This window comes from Actinocatenispora thailandica, from assembly GCF_016865425.1.
Classification (GTDB): domain Bacteria; phylum Actinomycetota; class Actinomycetes; order Mycobacteriales; family Micromonosporaceae; genus Actinocatenispora; species Actinocatenispora thailandica.
Map to the genome: position 1 here is coordinate 4,571,558 of NZ_AP023355.1, position 16,772 is coordinate 4,588,329.

Annotated in this window: 16 protein-coding genes; 9 read left to right on the forward strand and 7 right to left on the reverse strand. The window is 74.2% G+C overall.

Annotated features, from left to right (window positions below):
* Positions 1–150 precede the first annotated feature (150 nt).
* The 4 genes from Athai_RS20315 (at position 151) to mptB (ending at position 6,652) form a co-directional block, all read left to right on the forward strand.
* Positions 151–891: a tyrosine-protein phosphatase gene (locus Athai_RS20315; protein ID WP_203962967.1), complete on the forward strand. Its 741-nt coding sequence runs from the start codon at positions 151–153 to the stop codon at positions 889–891.
* Positions 892–1,012: 121 nt separating this feature from the next.
* The gene (locus tag Athai_RS20320; protein WP_203962968.1) at positions 1,013–2,062 is read left to right on the forward strand and encodes a LacI family DNA-binding transcriptional regulator; all 1,050 of its coding nucleotides are present in this window, start codon (positions 1,013–1,015) and stop codon (positions 2,060–2,062) included.
* A gap of 131 nt (positions 2,063–2,193) precedes the next feature.
* Positions 2,194–4,731 carry a carbohydrate-binding protein gene (locus tag Athai_RS20325; protein WP_203962969.1) on the forward strand — a complete coding sequence of 846 codons (2,538 nt, stop codon included), beginning with the start codon at positions 2,194–2,196 and terminating at the stop codon, positions 4,729–4,731.
* Positions 4,732–5,116: 385 nt separating this feature from the next.
* Positions 5,117–6,652 (forward strand): polyprenol phosphomannose-dependent alpha 1,6 mannosyltransferase MptB, encoded by a 1,536-nt coding sequence (gene mptB / locus Athai_RS20330; RefSeq protein WP_203962970.1) that lies wholly within the window; start codon positions 5,117–5,119, stop codon positions 6,650–6,652.
* A 99-nt stretch (positions 6,653–6,751) separates the two neighbouring features.
* Here mptB and Athai_RS20335 read toward each other — a convergent pair whose 3' ends face one another.
* Together Athai_RS20335 and Athai_RS20340 are read right to left on the reverse strand one after the other, a co-directional pair.
* Positions 6,752–7,105, reverse strand: coding sequence for an Rv2175c family DNA-binding protein (locus tag Athai_RS20335; RefSeq protein WP_420829795.1), 354 nt, complete (start codon positions 7,103–7,105; stop codon positions 6,752–6,754).
* 407 nt (positions 7,106–7,512) lie between these two features.
* A complete protein-coding gene (locus Athai_RS20340) occupies positions 7,513–7,944 on the reverse strand; it encodes a hypothetical protein (protein ID WP_203962971.1) in 432 nt (143 codons plus the stop codon).
* A 119-nt stretch (positions 7,945–8,063) separates the two neighbouring features.
* On the opposite strand from Athai_RS20340, the gene Athai_RS20345 reads away from it, so the two are divergent.
* The 3 genes from Athai_RS20345 to Athai_RS20355 all read left to right on the forward strand — a co-directional run bounded on the left by Athai_RS20345 (position 8,064) and on the right by Athai_RS20355 (position 11,842).
* Positions 8,064–8,849: a class I SAM-dependent methyltransferase gene (locus Athai_RS20345; RefSeq protein WP_203962972.1), complete on the forward strand. Its 786-nt coding sequence runs from the start codon at positions 8,064–8,066 to the stop codon at positions 8,847–8,849.
* Between the two features lie 202 nt (positions 8,850–9,051).
* Positions 9,052–10,911, forward strand: a complete 1,860-nt coding sequence (gene pknB / locus Athai_RS20350; RefSeq protein ID WP_203962973.1) for a Stk1 family PASTA domain-containing Ser/Thr kinase — start codon at positions 9,052–9,054, stop codon at positions 10,909–10,911.
* Positions 10,912–10,999: 88 nt separating this feature from the next.
* Positions 11,000–11,842, forward strand: coding sequence for a deoxyribonuclease IV (locus Athai_RS20355; RefSeq protein ID WP_203962974.1), 843 nt, complete (start codon positions 11,000–11,002; stop codon positions 11,840–11,842).
* A gap of 63 nt (positions 11,843–11,905) precedes the next feature.
* Here the strand turns inward: Athai_RS20355 and Athai_RS20360 are convergent, their stop codons facing one another.
* The gene (locus Athai_RS20360) at positions 11,906–12,307 is read right to left on the reverse strand and encodes a winged helix-turn-helix transcriptional regulator (protein ID WP_239157053.1); all 402 of its coding nucleotides are present in this window, start codon (positions 12,305–12,307) and stop codon (positions 11,906–11,908) included.
* Positions 12,308–12,395: 88 nt separating this feature from the next.
* Here Athai_RS20360 and Athai_RS20365 point away from each other — a divergent pair, with 88 nt between their 5' ends.
* The gene (locus tag Athai_RS20365; RefSeq protein WP_203962975.1) at positions 12,396–13,043 is read left to right on the forward strand and encodes an NAD(P)-dependent oxidoreductase; all 648 of its coding nucleotides are present in this window, start codon (positions 12,396–12,398) and stop codon (positions 13,041–13,043) included.
* Positions 13,044–13,145: 102 nt separating this feature from the next.
* On the opposite strand, the gene Athai_RS34845 is transcribed toward Athai_RS20365, so the two are convergent.
* The 4 genes from Athai_RS34845 to Athai_RS20380 form a co-directional block, all read right to left on the reverse strand.
* Entirely contained in the window at positions 13,146–13,688 is a 543-nt protein-coding gene (locus Athai_RS34845) for an aldo/keto reductase (protein ID WP_275422516.1), read from the reverse strand.
* On the reverse strand, positions 13,685–14,002 hold the full coding sequence (locus tag Athai_RS34850; RefSeq protein WP_275422517.1) for an aldo/keto reductase: 318 nt from the start codon (positions 14,000–14,002) through the stop codon (positions 13,685–13,687). Before Athai_RS34850 ends, Athai_RS34845 begins: the two co-directional genes overlap by 4 nt.
* An 11-nt stretch (positions 14,003–14,013) precedes the next feature.
* Positions 14,014–14,916: an arylamine N-acetyltransferase family protein gene (locus tag Athai_RS20375; protein ID WP_203962976.1), complete on the reverse strand. Its 903-nt coding sequence runs from the start codon at positions 14,914–14,916 to the stop codon at positions 14,014–14,016.
* Positions 14,917–15,026: 110 nt separating this feature from the next.
* Positions 15,027–16,016 carry a threonine aldolase family protein gene (locus Athai_RS20380; RefSeq protein ID WP_203962977.1) on the reverse strand — a complete coding sequence of 330 codons (990 nt, stop codon included), beginning with the start codon at positions 16,014–16,016 and terminating at the stop codon, positions 15,027–15,029.
* Positions 16,017–16,317: 301 nt separating this feature from the next.
* On the opposite strand from Athai_RS20380, the gene Athai_RS20385 reads away from it, so the two are divergent.
* The gene (locus Athai_RS20385; protein ID WP_203962978.1) at positions 16,318–16,755 is read left to right on the forward strand and encodes an ester cyclase; all 438 of its coding nucleotides are present in this window, start codon (positions 16,318–16,320) and stop codon (positions 16,753–16,755) included.
* Positions 16,756–16,772 lie beyond the last annotated feature (17 nt).

Sequence of the window (16,772 nt, forward strand, 5' to 3'; positions counted from 1 at the left end):
CGCCGCCGCGCGGTTGTCGACCACGGCGCCGGAACGCTGTTGATCATGGCGTTGTCTTCCCTGGCAAGCGCTTCCTGGCCAGATAACCCATGATCAACTCGGCACTGCGGGCGAACGGGACTGTCCGACCCGGACGGTAGGTTGTACGGCATGGATCGGGATCGATACGTGCCGTTCACGACCGTCTTCAACTTCCGCGATCTCGGCGGCTACCCGACCGACGAGGGTCGCCGGGTGCGCAGCGGCGTGCTCTACCGTTCCGACGGGCTGCACCGGCTGGCCGAGACCGACTTCGGCCGGTTCGCCGCGCTCGGCGTTCGCCGGGTCGTCGACCTGCGCCGCACCGACGAGGTCGCCAACTACGGCCGGGTCCCCGACTCGCCGGGCCTGGACTACCACAACGTCTGCCTGCAGACGCAGGCCTGGACCGCGGCCGAGGTGGCGCCGGGCGAGCTGGCCGGCTACCTCACCGCGCGGTACGCGGAGATCGCCGACGAGGCGGTCGGCGGCGCGATGGCACGGGTGCTGCGGCTGATTGCCGAGGACACCGCCGGCGGCACCGTGTTCCACTGCATGGCCGGCAAGGACCGCACCGGCGTGGTGGCGGCGGTGGTGCTCTCGCTGCTGGGGGTGGGCGACGACACGGTCGCCGACGACTACGCGGCGAGCCGGTTCTCCGAGCAGCGCTACCTGGCCTGGCGGGCGACGGTCGCGCCGGACGCCCCGAAGTACCTGCCGTCGACGAGCGATCCGGCGCCGGCCGAGACGATGCTCGCCTTCCTCGCCGACCTGCGCTCCCGGTACGGCTCGGTCACCGGTTACCTGGACGCGGCCGGCTTCGGCCCGGCCGACCGGGCGCTGCTGCGCACCCGCCTGCTCGCGCCGAACTGACCGGCGCCGGGAGGTTCCCCGAACCGTTTTCCCGAACCGGCCGGCACCGCACCAGGCACCTGACCGCACCGGGAGCGGCGCCGGGCACCGCGGGCTGCCCGGCGCGGGCTACGGTGACGGGGTGGCAGGGGCGGCAGGCGAGCGGCGGGCGCCGACCATCGCCGACGTGGCCCGGCTGGCCGGGGTCTCCACCGGCGCGGTGTCCTACGCGATGAACGACCGCCCGGGGGTCAGTGCGCGCACCCGGGAGCGCATCCGGCAGGCCGCCGCGCAGCTCGGCTGGGAGCCGAGCGGCGCGGCCCGGGCGCTGATGCGGCAGAGTTCGCAGGCGGTCGGGCTGGTCGTGGCGGCCACCCACCTGATGACCGGCAACGACTTCTTCGCCGCCTTCGTCACCGGGCTGGAGCAGGCGCTGTCTCGCCGCGACTTCGCCCTGCTGCTGCGCGCGGTGGGCGCCGAGCCGCAGGCGGAGCTGCTCGCGTACCGGCGGATGTGGCAGCAGCACCAGGTCGACGGCGTGATCGTCGGCGACGTGCGGACCGACGACGCCCGGCTGGCGTTCCTGGCCGAGGTGGGCATGCCGGCAGTGGTGGTGGACCGGTTGACCGCGGGCCCGGCCGGGTTCCGCACCCTCGACTCGGATCATCCGGCCGGTGTCCGGCACGCGGTACGGCACCTGGTCGGGCTGGGGCACCGGCGGGTGGCGTTCGTGGGTGGCCCGCCGCGGCTGCGGCACGTGGCCGACCGGTACGGGGCGTGGCGCGCGGCGCTGGCCGGGGCCGGCGCGGAGCCGGGCCCGGTGGCGTACGAGGAGGCGACGGAGCGCGGCGGCATCCGGGCGACCCGGGCGGTGCTCGCCGCCCGGCCGCGGCCCACCGCGATCGTGTACACGTCCGATCTGATGGCGATCGCCGGGCTCGGCGCGATCCGGTCGGCCGGCCTCGCGGTGCCGGACGACGTGTCGGTGGTGGGGTTCGACGACGTGCGGCTCGCCGCCTACCTGACCCCGCCGCTGACCACGGTGCGGGTCGACTACGTGCGGCTCGGCCGCTCCTGCGCCGAGTTGCTGCTCGCCGTCCTGGCCGGCGAGGATCCACCGGAACCGCCGCCGGTCCCCGCCGACCTCGTCGTCCGCGGCTCCACCGCCCCACCACCGACCGCGCCGCGTTGATCATGGTGTCATCTCGGCTGCCAAACGTTTTCCCAACCCGATGACCCCATGATCGACGTGGCGGGAGGGGCTTGACAGAGCGGCTACTTAAGCCCTTAAGTATGGCGAAGTCGTCAAGCTCTGGAGGACGAATGCCCTTCCCCGAAAGAGACCGCCGGCGTCGGCGGCTCCGACTGTTCGGCGCCGGTACCGCCGGTGTCCTGCTCGCCGCCGCACTGGTCGCCGCCGGCACCGCACCCGCCACCGCGGCGCCGGCCTGCTCCGTCGGTACCGTCTGCCAGGCCGAGACGGCGCAGCTGTCCGGCGGCGCGCACGCCAACACCAACCACAGCGGCTACACCGGCAGCGGCTTCGTCGACGGGTACGGCACCCAGGCGCACCCGGTCGTCGGCGCCGACACCCGCTGGTCGGTGACCGGTACGGCGGCCGGCGACCACGTCGCGACGGTCCGGTACGCCAACGCCGATCCCGGTGACGGCAGCTCCGCCGCCCGCACGATCGGCATCTACGCCGACGACACCCGGCTCGGTACCCTCACCCTGCCCCCGACCGGCAGCTGGGACAGCTGGGCCACCGCGCAGGCCACCGTGTCGTTGCCGGCGAACACCGGTACCGTCGCGCTGCGCTGCGGCGCGACCGACTCCTGCATGGTCAACCTCGACTACCTGGCGCTGTCCGCCCCCGGCGCGCCGGTACCGACGCCGCCCGAGCAGTGCACCGCGCGTGGCGGCAGCTACACCGACGCCGGCCTGATCGGCTGGGAGGGCGACAAGGACGGCGTCGTCGTCTGCCAGAACGGCTCGTTCTACCTCCGCGACGGCAGGAACGTCGCGGAGGGCTTCGGCGTCGCCGCCGCACCGAGCCGGCTCACCTGGTCCAACGTGGACGGGTACCTGCCGGCGCTGGCGACCGCGTTCGACACCGCGGGCGGCGCCCGGGTGACCGTCACCGACTTCGCCGACAAGCTGACCATCGGCGGCCACGACTACGTCGCGGTGTACAGCAGGGTCGCGGTGCACAACCCGACCCGCGCCACGCTGACCGTCGACCCGGCGCCGACCGACGACCTGCTGGCCCTCGACCACCACACCAACACGGTGCCGCCGGGCCACACGGTCACGCACGACTACGTGGTGGCGGCGGACCGGTTCGGCGCCGACGTGGCGTGGCCGTCGGCCGCGCAACTCACCGGCGCCGGCGGGTACGCGCGACACTTCGGCCACATGAAGCGCTACTGGGACTCCCGGCTCGACTCGCTCGCCCAGCTGGACGCGCTGCCGGACCGCAGCCTGGTCGACGCGTACAAGTCGGGCTACGTGTACACGCTGATCGCCAAGGACGGGGTGCGCCTCAACACCGGCGAGAACGGGTACGACGAGGAGTACAGCCACGACACCATCGGCATCCTGGCCACCCAGTTCAGCCTCGGCGACACCACCGACGCCACCGCGCTGCTGCTCCGGCTGCGCGACCTGATCGGCGGCCAGCCGCAGTACGTCGACGGGGTCTGGAAGTACTCCTGGCCGTGGGCGGTCTACCTGGCCAAGACCGGCGACCTGGACACCGTCCGGGCGCACTTCGACACCGAGGGGCCGGCCGGCGCCAGCCAGCCGTCGATCGCCGACACCGCGCACCAGATCGCCGCCGACCGCACCGGTCCCGGCGGGATCATGAAGATGACCAACGACATCGACTCCAACGGGTACTGGACCATCGACGACTACTCGGCGCTGATGGGGCTGGCGTCCTACCGGTACCTCGCGCAGCGGCTCGGCGAGCGGGCCGAGGTCGACTGGGCCGACCGGCAGTACGACGCGCTGCTCGCCGCGACCAACGCCACCCTGGCGAAGACGATGGCCGACAACGACCTGGACTACCTGCCCTGCTCGATGCTGGAGCCCAACACCGCCAACCGGTGCAAGGTCGCCGCCGACGCGAACTGGGCGGCGCCGTTCCTGTTCGGCCGCTGGGCCTGGGACGGCTACCTGTTCGGTGCGCGCCAGGACGGGCCGGCTCTCACCGCGATCGACCCGACCTACGCGTACGGGTTCGACCGGATCGGCGACAGCCTGCCGGCGCACGACTTCGGCGGGTACCCGGGCAACCTCTACGCCTCGGCGTACAACGCCGGCTACGGTGCGGCCGGGCTGCGCGGCAGCGCGTACCGCGACGAGCCGATCCGGGCCTACCAGATGATGATCGAGTACACCCAGTCCGGACCGTACTCGTGGTGGGAGTCGGCGTCCGCACCGAACCCGGACCAGCCCTGGGTGGGCTCGCATCCGGCGCACGGCAACGGATCCGCGCCGCACGCGTGGGGCATCTCCACCGCCAACAAGGCGCTGCTGGAGTCGCTCGTCGCGCAGCGGGTGAACGGTGACCTGCTGGTCGGCCGCGGGGTGCCCGACTCGTGGCTGGGCAAGCCGATCCGGGTGTCGAACGTACCGACGCTGGACGGTGGCCGGGTCGCGGTGACCATCACCGGGCGCGGCCGGCACGTGACGCTGACGGTGACCGGCGCCGGGACCTCCCGGGTGCTGTTCCAGCTGCCGGCGTTCGCGGGCAACGTCGCCGCGACCACCGCCGGGCACGCCGACTCGGCCGGTACGGTCACGCTGCCCGCCGGTACCCGGCACGTCACGGTGACGCTCCGGCACAGCGTCTCCTGACCGGGTTGCGCGACCGCTGCCCGCCCGGGTCCGCTCGGGCGCGCGGGAGAAAGGCCACCTCTGTTCGCTGTTTTCACCCCGCGTTGGGGAACGTGGGGAGGGGACATCGCCCCTCCCCACACCCCGTGAAGGGGGCCGTCGCCCCCTTGACAATCCCCCGCCGGGAACCAGTGACGAGGTCCGGACGCCGCCTGGCCCACCACGAAGCAGCGGCGAGTCGGTGCGGCATGTGCCTCGACGCCGAGTTCGCCACGACCGCCAACCCGCGCCCTCGACGGGCACAAGGCGGTGAGAACGGCGAGGAGCGGGTGGCGGGCGGCGGCCCGGTGGGCGGCTGGCGGGCGGCGGCCCGGTGGGCGGCTGGCGGGCGTGCAAGCATGTGCGGGTGGGGCAGGGCGAGCCGCTGACGCGCGGCGATGAGCGCGGACGGTGGCGGCTCGGCACCCCGGCCGCGGGCCGGTCGATCGGGCTGGCCGGCGCGGTGCTGCTCGCGGTGGCGGCGTACACGGTCGGCGCGGTGCCGGGCGGCGTCCCGTACGGGCGGCTGCCGTCGGCGCAGCTGCTGGCCCAGCCGCGGTACTCGATCGGCATGGCGTGCTGGGTGCTCGGCCTCGCCGGCCTGCTCGCCGGTTGGTTGGTGCTGCGCCGCCCGGCCCGCGACGGGCTGCTGCGCGCACGCTGGGTCGTCGTCACGACGCTGCTGTGGGCGGTCCCGCTGCTGATCGCGCCGCCGCTGGCCAGCCGGGACGTGTACGCCTACGCCGCGCAGGGTGAGCTGTACGCGCACGGACTCGACCCGTACCACTCCGGTCCGGCGGCGCTGCCGTCGCACTGGCTCGCCGACATGTCACCGTCGTGGCGGGACAGCCCCGCACCGTACGGGCCACTCGCGCTGCTGATCGCCCGGCTCGCCGCGGTCGTCGCGGCGGGCCACCTCACCGTCGCGCTCGCGGTACTGCGGATCGCGGCGCTGGCCGGCGTGCTGCTGCTCGCGGGGTACCTGCCGCGGCTCGCCCGGCTGGCCGGCGTCGACGCGGGCGCGGCCTGTTGGCTGGGGCTGGCGAGCCCGCTGGTCGCGATCCATCTGGTCTCCGGCGCGCACAGCGACGCGCTGATGCTCGGGCTGCTGGTGGCCGGGCTGACCCTCGCGGCGCAACGGCGGTTCGCCGGGCGTGTAGCGGGCTCCCGGATCCCGGCCCCGGCCCTGACGGCGGCCACGGCCCTGCTCGCCGGGGCGGCGCTGGGACTGGCCGCGGCGGTGAAGGTGACCGCGCTGCTCGCGGTGCCGTTCGCGGTGCTGCTGATCCTGCCGGTGCTGTCCGGTCGGTGCCGGCTGGTGCGGGCGGCGGTGGCGGTGGTCGCCGGGGTGGCGGTGGCGTTCGGGGCGGCCAGCGCGGCGGCCGGGCTCGGGTTCGGCTGGGCGTCGGCGGCGTTCGGCGCCGAGGCGAGCGTGCAGTGGACGTCGCTGTCCACCGGCGTCGGCACGGCGCTGGGGTTCCCGCTGCGGCTGCTCGGGCTGCCGGGCGCGGGCGGGGTGCTCGCGGTCGCTCGGGACCTCGCGCTGTTCGTCGTGCTGCCGGCGGTGCTGGTGGCGCTGTGGTGGCCGGTCCGGCGCGGCGCCGAGCCCCGGGCCGTGCTGGTGCGTACCGGCTGGGCGTTCGCGGCGCTGCTCGCGGCCTCGCCGGCGGTGCACCCGTGGTACGTGCTGTGGCCGGTCGTGATCCTCGCCGCCGCGGCGACCGACCGGCGGGTGGTGACCGGCATGGTGGCGGTCACCGTCCTGATGACGGTGCTGGTGTTGCCGGACGGGTACAACCTGGCCCGGGTCACCGGCTGGGTCGGCGCGCCGCTGGACCTGGCGATCGTGCTGGGGCTGGGCTGGCTCGCGGTGCGCCGGCTCCGGCGGGTGACGGCGGTATGAAAATCTTCACCGCCGCCATGCGCGAAGAGTAGTCAGCCGGATGCACAGCGCCGGCCCGCGGGCGGGCCGGCGCTCGAAGGCGACGCGGCAGGTCAGCGGTCAGAAGCCGAGGGCCTGGGCGCGCCGCTTGACCTCGGTGGCCCGGTTGTCACGCAGCGCTTCCGCGGGTGCACCTGGGAGGGAATCGTCCGGGGTGTACAGCCACCGGAAGGCCTCCTCGTCGTTGTACCCCGCGTCGTGCAGCAGGGTGAGCACCCCCGGGAGGTGTTTGAGCACCATGGGCGAGTCGATCAGGTCAGCCGGCGTCTTCAGCACGCCCTCGCGTCGCAGCGCCAGCAGCCTGCGCTCCCGGATCATCTGCCGCACCCGGGTGACGGGCATGTCGAGTCGCTCCGCGACGTCGGGCAGGGGCAGCCAGGAGGCCGGTTCGTTCGGTGTATCGGTCACCCGCACAGACTGCCACGGTCGTACGGGATTTCCCGCGCACCCCACCGACGGCTATCGTCTTGCCGGGCGAATCAGGCATCCGTCGTACCGGTACAACTCCGGCACGGCCGGTTGGCCCTTCCGGAGCACCCCCCGGACCCTGACCATCGACGCGGCCGAGCTCGGCCGCGGCAGCCGTTGCGCGGTCACCCCCACCGCCACCCCTGCGGGTTCCGCGCCGACGAAGGGACACAGGTGAGTTTCTGGCAGGCAGCACGCCGCGAGGCGTCCGGCGCGCTGCGTTCGGTCCGATACGACTTCGTCCAGGTACTGTTCGGCGAGTCCGGGTCCCGTCGCGTCATGGCGGTCACCGGCCTCACCGCGCTGGTCGCGGCCGGCGGCGTCGGTACCGCGTTCGCGGTCGCCGACAACCATCACGCGCCGCCCGGCCGGCCGCCGGCCGCGGAGTCCAGCGCCACGCCGGGCACCGTCGCCGACACGCTGAGCCCCGCGCCGAGCGGCGAATCCCCCAGCGCCCGGTCCAAGTCGCCGTCACCGTCGGCCTCGGCGAGCCGGAGCACCGGCCAGTCGACACCGACCGGCACGGGCGCCACGCCCTCGAAGGAGCCGACGCACAAACCGAGCCACCGGCCGACACCCGGCCCCGGGCCGACGTCGAAGAAGCCGTCCCCGGCTCCGACGAGCAAGTCGCCGTCGCCTTCGCCGTCGCCGTCGAAGAGCGACCCGCCGCCGAGCGAGAGCGTGTCGCCGAGCGAGTCGAAGACCGGGAGCGTCTCGCCGAGCGTGTCGATGACCGACAGCGTCTCGCCGAGCACGTCGGGCAGCACCCAGCAGTAGCACGGCACACCGGCCGCGGTTCCTCGAATCCGGGGAGCCGCGGCCGTCGCACGCCGGCCCGGCGATCGCGGCGCCGGCACGCCCGGTGGTACCCGCAAGATCGGGACTGGTCGTAGGGTCGGTGGCCATGACGCCGTCGACCAGCGATCGGAACATCCTGCGGACCGAGGCGTACGCGGACGGCCGCAACCTGGCCACCCGCGCCTCGATCTACCGGTACCGGCGGCCGCCACTGGACCTGGCGGCCGCGGTGCTGGCGGAGCTGCCGGCGCGGCGCGGGCTGGCGGTCGACGTCGGCTGCGGCAACGGCATGTACACCACCCGGCTGCGGGCCGAACGGCCCGAACTGGACGTGCTGGGGCTCGACCTGTCCGCCGGCATGGCCGGTACGGTCGGCGCACCCGCGGCGGTCGCCGACGCGACCCGGCTGCCACTGCCGGACGGTGTCGCCGCCGGCGTGATCTGCGCGCACATGCTCTACCACGTGCCGGATCCGGCCGCCGCGGTGGCCGAGCTGGCCCGGGTACGGGCGGCCGACGGCACGGTGCTGATCACCACCAACGCGGCCGACGACAAGGCCGAGATCACCGCGCTGTGGCGGGCCGCGGCGGCTCGGGCCACCGGTACCGACCACGAGATCCCGGACGTCACCCAGCACTGCGACCTGGACCGGGCGCAGCGGCTGGCCGAGGCGGTGTTCACCGAGGTGCGCCGGATCGACCTGGCCGGCGAGGTGGTGGTACCGGAACCGGCGCCGGTACTGGCGTTCCTGCACTCGCAGCGGTCCATCACCGGCCGCGGCCTGCCGGTGGACGAGGTCCTCGCGGCGGCGGGCGAGCTGGTGACCGACACGATCGCGGCGACCGGCACCTACCGGTTCGGTACCCACGTCGGCATCCTGGTCTGCCGCTAGCGGCCCGCGGTAGCAGCCGGCTCACCGTGAGTGCCTGGTCGCGGGCTGTGCGGGTCGCCACATCGGGGTCGCCAGGTCGGGGGCAGACCGGACGCCCGGCACCCGCCGCGACCGGCCGCACCGCCTGCGAAGGGCACGAAACGGTCACCGCCGTCGTGTCCGGCGGTGGTTGCGCCGCCACTCACTCGTAGACTCGCGGGCGATGGACGCGACGACGGCCGACCCGCTGGTGGGCGTGCTGCTGGACGGGCGATACCGGATCCGACGCCGGATCGCCCGCGGCGGCATGGCCACCGTCTACCAGGCGATCGACACCCGCCTGGAACGCATCGTCGCCATCAAGATCATCCACCCGGAGTTCGCCGGCAACGAGGCGTTCCGGTCCCGGTTCGACCGGGAAGCGAAGACGATCGCCGCGCTGACCCACCCCAACGTGGTGGCGGTGTTCGACTCCGGCCGGCACGACGGCCTGCCCTACCTGGTGATGGAGTACGTGCCGGGCCGCACGCTGCGCGACGTGCTCACCGCCCGCGGCCGGCTGTCGCCGGTCGAGGCGGTGGAGGTGGCGGAGCCGATGCTTGCGGCGTTGGCCGCCGCGCACCGCGCCGGGCTGGTGCACCGGGACGTCAAACCGGAGAACATCCTGATCGGCGAGCCGGACGGCCCGGTCGACGGCCCGCTGCACGAGCCGGTGGTCAAGGTCGCCGACTTCGGGCTGGCCCGCGCCGTGGAGCAGACCAGCGAGGACACCGGCGGCCAGCTGATGGCCACCGTCGCCTACGTGCCGCCCGAGCTGGTGCGCACCGGCCACGCCGACACCCGCTCCGACGTGTACTCCGCCGGCATCGTGCTGTTCGAGCTGGTCACCGGCTCGGTCCCGTTCCGCGGCGACGATCCGACCGCGGTCGCCTACCAGCACGTCGAGCGAGACGTCCCGGCGCCGTCGAGCCTGCTACCCGGGCTGCCGCCGGCGCTGGACGAGGTCATCGGCCGGGCCACCCGGCGCGACCCGCAGCAGCGCCCGGCCGACGCCGGCGCGTTGCTGTCCCGGCTGCGGGCGGCCCGCGGCGACATCGAGGCCGGGGTACGGACCGTGGCGCACCACACCGTGCTGCTGCCGACCGCGCGCCGGCCGGACCGCGAGTCCGAACCGGTCCAGGCGTGGCAGCCGCGCCGCCCCCGGATCCGCCGCGGCGCACTGGTCGCCGCGATCGTCGTGGTGGTGCTCGGCCTGGTCGCCGGGGTGGGCGGCTGGTGGCTCGGCGCCGGCCGGTACACCCAGGCACCGTCGCTGCTCGCGGTCGGCAAGCAGACGGCCGAACACCGCGCCCGGCAGAAGGGTTTCCAGCTGCGCTGGGCGCCGGCGCGGTTCTCCGAGACGACCCGCCGCGGGACGGTGCTCAGCCAGGACCCGCAACCGGGCGGCCGGGTGCTCTCCGGCGGCACGATCACCGTGGTGCTGTCCAAGGGGCCGGAGCGGCACACCATCCCGCAGCTCGCCGGCACCGACGCCGGTGACGCGGCCCGTCAGCTCGGCGGCTGGCACCTGACCGTGCACCGCAAGGAGGCGTACTCGTCCTCGGTCGACGTCGGTGACGTGATCTCGGTGCAGCCCAAGCCCGGCACGGTGGTACGGCCGGGCGCCTCGGTGACGCTGACCGTGAGCAAGGGCGCCGCGCCCGCGACGGTCCCGGACCTGACCGGGATGAACTCCGACGACGCCAGCAGCGAACTGTCCGACATGCACCTGGACGTCAAGGTGGTGCAGAAGCAGAGCGAGAGCGTCGCCGAGGGCGACGTGATCAGCCAGCGTCCGAAGCCGGGTACCGGCGTCGAACTCGGCGCCACCGTCACGATCGTGGTCAGCTCCGGCCCGCCGAAGGTCGAGGTGCCGGACGTGACCGGGATGAAGTACGGCGAGGCGAAGAAGAAGCTGTCCGACGCCGGGTTCGAGGTGCGCGGGCTGGGCATCGTCCGGGACGGTGCGACGGTGCGCAAGCAGACTCCGGACGGCGGTTCGCAGCAGCCGAAGGGCAGCACCATCACGCTGTGGGTGATCTGATGCCGGCGCGGCGCGGCCCGCGGCCCGCGACAGGCCCAGCGGCCCGGTTCGGCACGGCCCGGTTCGGCACGGCCCGGTGGGGTCGCTGATGCGGTTCGGTGCGCACGTCACGACCGGCGGCGCACTCGCGACGGTGCCGTACCGGGCGGCGGAGATCGGCGCCGAGTGCGTGCAGATCTTCGTGGGCAACCCGCGCGGGTGGCGGTTCGTACCGCCGAGCGACCAGGCGATCGAGGGTTTCCGGAAGGGCTGCGCGGAGACCGGCGTCGAGCCGTTCGTGCACTGCATGTACCTGGTGAACTACGGCACCGCCGACGACGCGCTACGGGACCGGTCGATCGCCGCGCTGGCCGAGACGATGCGGGTGGCCGACGAGCTGGGCGTCACCGGGGTGGTGACGCATCTCGGCTCGCACAAGGGCACCGGCTTCGCCAGCGTGCTGGATCGGCTCTGCGACGGGCTTTCCGCCGGCCTCGCGGCGAGCCGGCACACCCTGCTGCTGCCGGAGAACTCGGCCGGGCAGGGCGACACGGTCGGCTCGATCGCCGAGCTGGGCGCGATCGTGGGCCGGCTCGACGACGAGCGGGTCGGCGTCTGCCTGGACACCGCGCACCTGCTCGCCGCCGGACACGAGATCCGTACCCGGGCCGGGTTGGACGCGCTCGCCGCCGAGTTCGACGCCGCGGTCGGGCTGTCCCGGCTGCGGGTGCTGCACCTCAACGACTCCAAGACCGACCTCGGCTCGCGGGTCGACCGGCACCAGAACATCGGCGACGGCTGCATCGGTACCGCGGGGTTCGCCGAGTTCGTGCACCATCCGGCGTTCGCGGGGCTGCCCGGCGTGCTGGAGGTGCCGGGCCTGGCCGGCAAGGGCCCCGACGCCGCCAACCTGGCGCGGCTGCGCGAGCTGCGCCGGCCCGACCCCGCCTGACGCCGCCAACCTGGCGCGAGCTGCGCCGGCCGGCCTGCCCCGGCCGCGGCGGCGGAGCGCCGTTCACGGCACCGGCTGGCTCCGATCCGTCCGGTCGTGCGCCTGCTGCGACGCCGACACGTGGGCCAGGTGCACGATCGACCATTCCTCCAGTGCCCGCAGCGGCTCGCGGAGGGTGCGGCCCGCCTCGGTGAGCGAGTACTCGACGCGCACCGGGACCTCGGGGTGCACGGTGCGCTGCACCAGCCCGTCCCGTTCGAGCGCGCGCAGCGTCTGGGTGAGCATCTTCTGGGAAACGCCCTCGACGCGGCGGCGAAGGTCGGAGAACCGGACGCTGCCGTCCCCGAGGGCCCCCACGATGAGCACCGTCCAACGGTCGCCGATGCGATCGAGGATGCGGCGGGTCGGGCAGTCCGCGCGGTAGGGGCTGCCGCGGAGCACCGAGCCGTCCTGACCGGTTACCACAAAGTGCCTTCTTCCCAATGGAGAGCTGCACTCTTACGGTAACCAGAGGGCGTCGTCCGGCGCCACTCGCTCCGAGGAAAGGCATCCCGTGTCCCGCATCACCGTCATCGGAGGTACCGGCTACGCCGGTTCGGCCATCGTCGCGGAGGCCGCCTCGCGCGGTCACCAGGTCACCGCGCTGAGCCGCTCGCTGCCCGATGCACCAGTCCGGAACGTGACGTACGTCCAGGGCGACGCCACCGACGCCGCAACGCTGTCGGCCGCCATCGACGGCGCCGACGCCGTCGTCGCCGCGCTCGCCCCGCGCGGCCCGCTGGCCGACACGTTCCGCGAGGTGAACCGCACCATCGCGCGGCTCACCGAGGCCGCGGGCGCGGCCCTGTTCGTGGTCGGCGGCTACTCGTCGCTGCGCCCCGCGCCCGGAGCGGACCGCTTCGTCACCGACCTCAGCCAGGTCCCCGCGGAACTGCACCAGGAGATCCTCGCCGGGGCGGCGCTGGTGATCGAGGACCTCCCGGCAACACCAACCACCCTCGACTGGGTCTTCGTCAGCCCGGCGCTCCGGTTCGGCGCACACGTCCCCGGCGAGCGGCTCGGCCGGTACCGGCTCGGCGACGACGTCGCCGTCGCGCCCGGGGACGGCGGCGCGATCTCCGCCGCGGACTACGCCCTGGGATTCGTCGACCTGATCGAGCACGGCGACCGGCACCGGACGCAGGTCAATCTCGGTCACTGAGGTCGTCGCCGGACCGGGTCCGCGGTGCCGCCGCCCGCACCTCGCCCGGTCCGTATCGCCGCAACCGTGCGGTGGCCGCGCCACCGGCCGCCGCGCGGCCCGTCACGCCAGGCTGGCCAGCTCCGCGTCGGTCAGCCGCAGCCCGCCGGCCGCGACGTTCTCGGCCAGGTGCGCCAGCGAACCGGTACCCGGGATCGGCAGGATGTTGGGCGACCGGGCCAGCAGCCAGGCCAGCGCCACCTGCGGCACCGTGGCGTCGTGCCGGGCCGCGATCGCGTCCATCCGCTCGGCGGTGACGGGACGGAAGCCGCCGACGGGAAAGAACGGGACGTACGCGATGCCGGCCTCGGCGCAGGCGTCGACGAGCGGGTCGTCGTCCCGCGCCGCCACGTTGTACATGTTCTGGACGCAGGCGATCGGCGCGATCGTGCGGGCCTCGGCGACCTGCTCGGCGGACACGTTGGAGACGCCGAGGTGCCGGATCAGCCCCTCGTCGCGCAACGCGAGCAGCGTCTCCAGCGGTTCGGCGACGGAGGCGTCGGTGTGCCCCCGGTCGCCCATCCGCAGGTTCACCACGTCGATGCGGTCCACGCCGAGCGAGCGGAGGTTGGCCTCGACGCCGCGGCGCAGCCCGTCGGGCGTCAACCCGCGCTGCTCGGACGGTGCCAGCCCGATGTCCGGCCCTCCACCAGCGCACCGACCTTCGTCACGAGCACCAGGTCGTCCGGGTACGGGTGCAACGCGGCCCGGATCAGTTCGTTGGCGGCCACGCCGTCCCGGGCGTAGTAGTTCGAGGTGTCGATGTGGTTGACCCCGAGCTCGACCGCCCGCCGCAGCACCGCCAGCGCGGTGTCCCGGTCCGGCCGGTCCCCGCGCGGCCAACCGGTCAGCTTCATCGCCCCGTACCCGATGCGGCCCACCGGCAGGTCGCCGCCCATCGCCCAACGCGCGTCACTCATGGTCACCGAGCCTACGGCCGGCCGCGGACCGGATCCGTGGCAGGCAGGCCCGGCTCCCGGCCGTCACGGGACGCCTGCCAGTCGCGATGGGCGCGGCGGGTCTTCGCCCACAGCCGGTCACGGGTCGGCGCGTCCAGGTCACCGAGGTTCAGCCCGAACAGGCCGGTGAGCGTGGCGTACCACTCCTCCGCGGTGTCGATCTCGCGGGCGGTCTCGCCGGCGGCGTCGGTGCGGCGCAGCACGCAGCCGCGCAGCACGTCGGTGCCGCCGGCGTCACGCCGCTGCGCGGTGAGGGTACGGACGAACCCGGACTCGGGTGAGGTGGCGAACCACGCGTGGACGTCGGCGAAGTCCTCCGGCAGCCAGGCCGGCGCGGTGTCGAACTCGAACATCCGGAACGAGCCGCGCGGGTCGTGGGTGAACCGCCAGCCGGTGCCGGTGCGACCGATCGTGTAGGTGTACGGCCCCTGGGGGTAGCTGCCGGGGCGCAGCGGCAGCGGCTCGTGGATGCCGTCGCCGAGGCCGACGTCGGCGAGGTAGAGCAGGCCGTCGGCGACCACGGTGAGGGCGAGGTGGTGGTCCGGCTCCAGCGGTCCGTCGGCGGCGTGCCGGACCGCGGCCCGGTGCCGGGTGACCGCGAAGCCGAGGTGGCCGAGCAGCTCCGAGAACGCGCCGTTGAGGTGGAAGCAGTACCCGCCGCGCCCGGCGGCGAGCCGGGCCACCGAGTCGGGGGCGGCGAGCGGCGTCGCTCGGGGCACGTGGTGGTCGATGCACTCGTAGGCGATCCGCTCGACGTGTGCCCGGTGCAGCGCGGCGAGGGTGTCGTAGGTCGGCGGCAGCGCGGCGCCGTCGAAACCGAGCCGGGCGAGGTAGCCGGTCAGGTCCGCGGCGCGGGTGTGGGGTCGAAGGGCCATCGGCCACCTTCCTGGGTCTGCCGGCGAGCCGGTCGGCTCGGGTGCCGGGCACCGTGCGGTTCCGGGCGCTGGCGCACGCGGCCCCGGCCGTGCCGGGTCCGTCCGGCCGGTCAGCCGGGGAGCAGCGCGGTGAGGACCTCGATGGTGCGGGTGATGTCGTCGTCGGTCACGTCGTAGTGGGTGACCAGCCGGGCCGCGGTCGCGCTGATCGCACCGAACCGGACACCCTGCTTCGCCGCCGCCGCGGACAGCTCAGCCGCGTTCGGCACCGCCAGCACCACGATGTTGGTCCGCACCTCGCCGCGCACGTACGGCCGGAGCGCGTCGGCCAGCCGGGCGGCCTTCGCATGGTCGTCGGCGAGCCGCTCGACGTGATGCGCCAGCGCGTACCGGCCGGCCGCGGCGAGAATGCCGACCTGCCGCATGCCGCCGCCCAGCCGCTTGCGGATCACCCGCGCCCGCCCGATGTTGTCCGCCGAGGACAGCAACAGCGAACCGGCCGGCGCCCCGAGCCCCTTGGACAGGCACACCGACAGCGTGTCGAACAGCCGGCCGTACTCGGCGAACGCGACCCCGTCCGCGACGTGCGCGTGCCAGATCCGCGCCCCGTCGCAGTGCAGCCCCAGCTCGTACGAGTCGGCCAGGTCGCGCATCGCCCGCAGCTGCGCGAGCGGCAGCACCGTACCGCCCCGCATGTTGTGTGTGTTCTCCACCGCCAGCGCCGCGGTCGGCACGCTGTACCCGCCGGGCGGCGAGACGAGCGGCTCGATGTCCGGCACCGACAGGTCCGGCCAGGTGCGGGTGGTGATCCCGCCGTACGCCGCCGCCGCGCCCATCTCGTACCGGGCGACGTGCGCCTGCACGTCGCACAGCAGCTCCTGGCCGGGCTGCACGAGCAGTTGCAGGCCGATCTGGTTGGCCATCGAGCCGGTCGGCGTCCACAGCGCCGCCTCGTGCCCGAACGCCGCCGCGACCTCGCGCTCCAGCGCGTTCACGGTCGGATCCTCGCCGTACACGTCGTCGCCGACCTCGGCGTTCGCCATCGCTTCCCGCATACCGGGGGTCGGCCGGGTCACCGTGTCGCTGCGCAGATCGATCATCCCTCGATCCTGCCAGCCGCTTCCCCGGCCGGAAACCACGTACCACCCTCGGCACCGATGACCCGCGCCACCGGCCTGCGCCGCCAGGCCGGGTCGCGCGACCGCGGGCATCCCTCCGGCCCCGCGCGTTCGCCCGTCCGTGGTCCTCCGAACGCCGTGCCGCGACGGGCCGTTCCGCCGGTCCGGGCGGGTTCGCTCGCCGGCGACACCCCGGCCGGGGAGGGTCGAGGTAGGCGAGCTGGACGAGGTACCCGCGCGCCGACTGCGCCGGGCGGGCCAGCCGCCTCGGCGAGGAGGGAACATGACACCGGAGGAACGCAAGGCCGCGATTCGCCGTCTCAACGACGAGCTGTGGAACAAGGGCAACGTCGACGCCTGCGACGAGATGTACGCCGAGCACTGCACGATGCACGACCCGGACCTCGAACTCGACGGGGTTGCCGGGCTCAAGCAGCGCGTGCGGGAGCTGCGCGCCGCCCACCCGGACGTGCACATGAACACCGACGAGGTGCTGTGCGACGGTGACCTGTGCGCGACGCGCTGGACCATGGGTGCCACCGCGCGACACGACTTCCAGGGCATCCCGGGGACCGGCAAGGCGTACGTGATGACCGGGATGGGGATCGCCAAGTTCGAGAACGACCGGATCGTCGAGGAATGGGTCGACTACGACCTGCTCGGCGCGCTGCGCCAGATCGGAGTGGTTCCCGAACGTCTCGGCCAGCCACACCCGAGCTGATCGACCGACCGGGCCGG

Excerpts from the sequence above, each read along its gene's own strand:
- Athai_RS20315 (WP_203962967.1), top strand. The coding sequence starts at position 151 with ATGGATCGGGATCGATACGTGCCGTTCACGACCGTCTTCAACTTCCGC.
- Athai_RS20375 (WP_203962976.1), bottom strand. The coding sequence starts at position 14,916 with ATGGCCCTTCGACCCCACACCCGCGCCGCGGACCTGACCGGCTACCTC.
- Athai_RS20380 (WP_203962977.1), bottom strand. The coding sequence starts at position 16,016 with ATGATCGATCTGCGCAGCGACACGGTGACCCGGCCGACCCCCGGTATG.
- pknB (WP_203962973.1), top strand. The coding sequence starts at position 9,052 with ATGGACGCGACGACGGCCGACCCGCTGGTGGGCGTGCTGCTGGACGGG.
- Athai_RS20385 (WP_203962978.1), top strand. The coding sequence starts at position 16,318 with ATGACACCGGAGGAACGCAAGGCCGCGATTCGCCGTCTCAACGACGAG.
- Athai_RS20345 (WP_203962972.1), top strand. The coding sequence starts at position 8,064 with ATGACGCCGTCGACCAGCGATCGGAACATCCTGCGGACCGAGGCGTAC.
- Athai_RS20325 (WP_203962969.1), top strand. The coding sequence starts at position 2,194 with ATGCCCTTCCCCGAAAGAGACCGCCGGCGTCGGCGGCTCCGACTGTTC.
- Athai_RS34850 (WP_275422517.1), bottom strand. The coding sequence starts at position 14,002 with ATGAGTGACGCGCGTTGGGCGATGGGCGGCGACCTGCCGGTGGGCCGC.
- Athai_RS20355 (WP_203962974.1), top strand. The coding sequence starts at position 11,000 with ATGCGGTTCGGTGCGCACGTCACGACCGGCGGCGCACTCGCGACGGTG.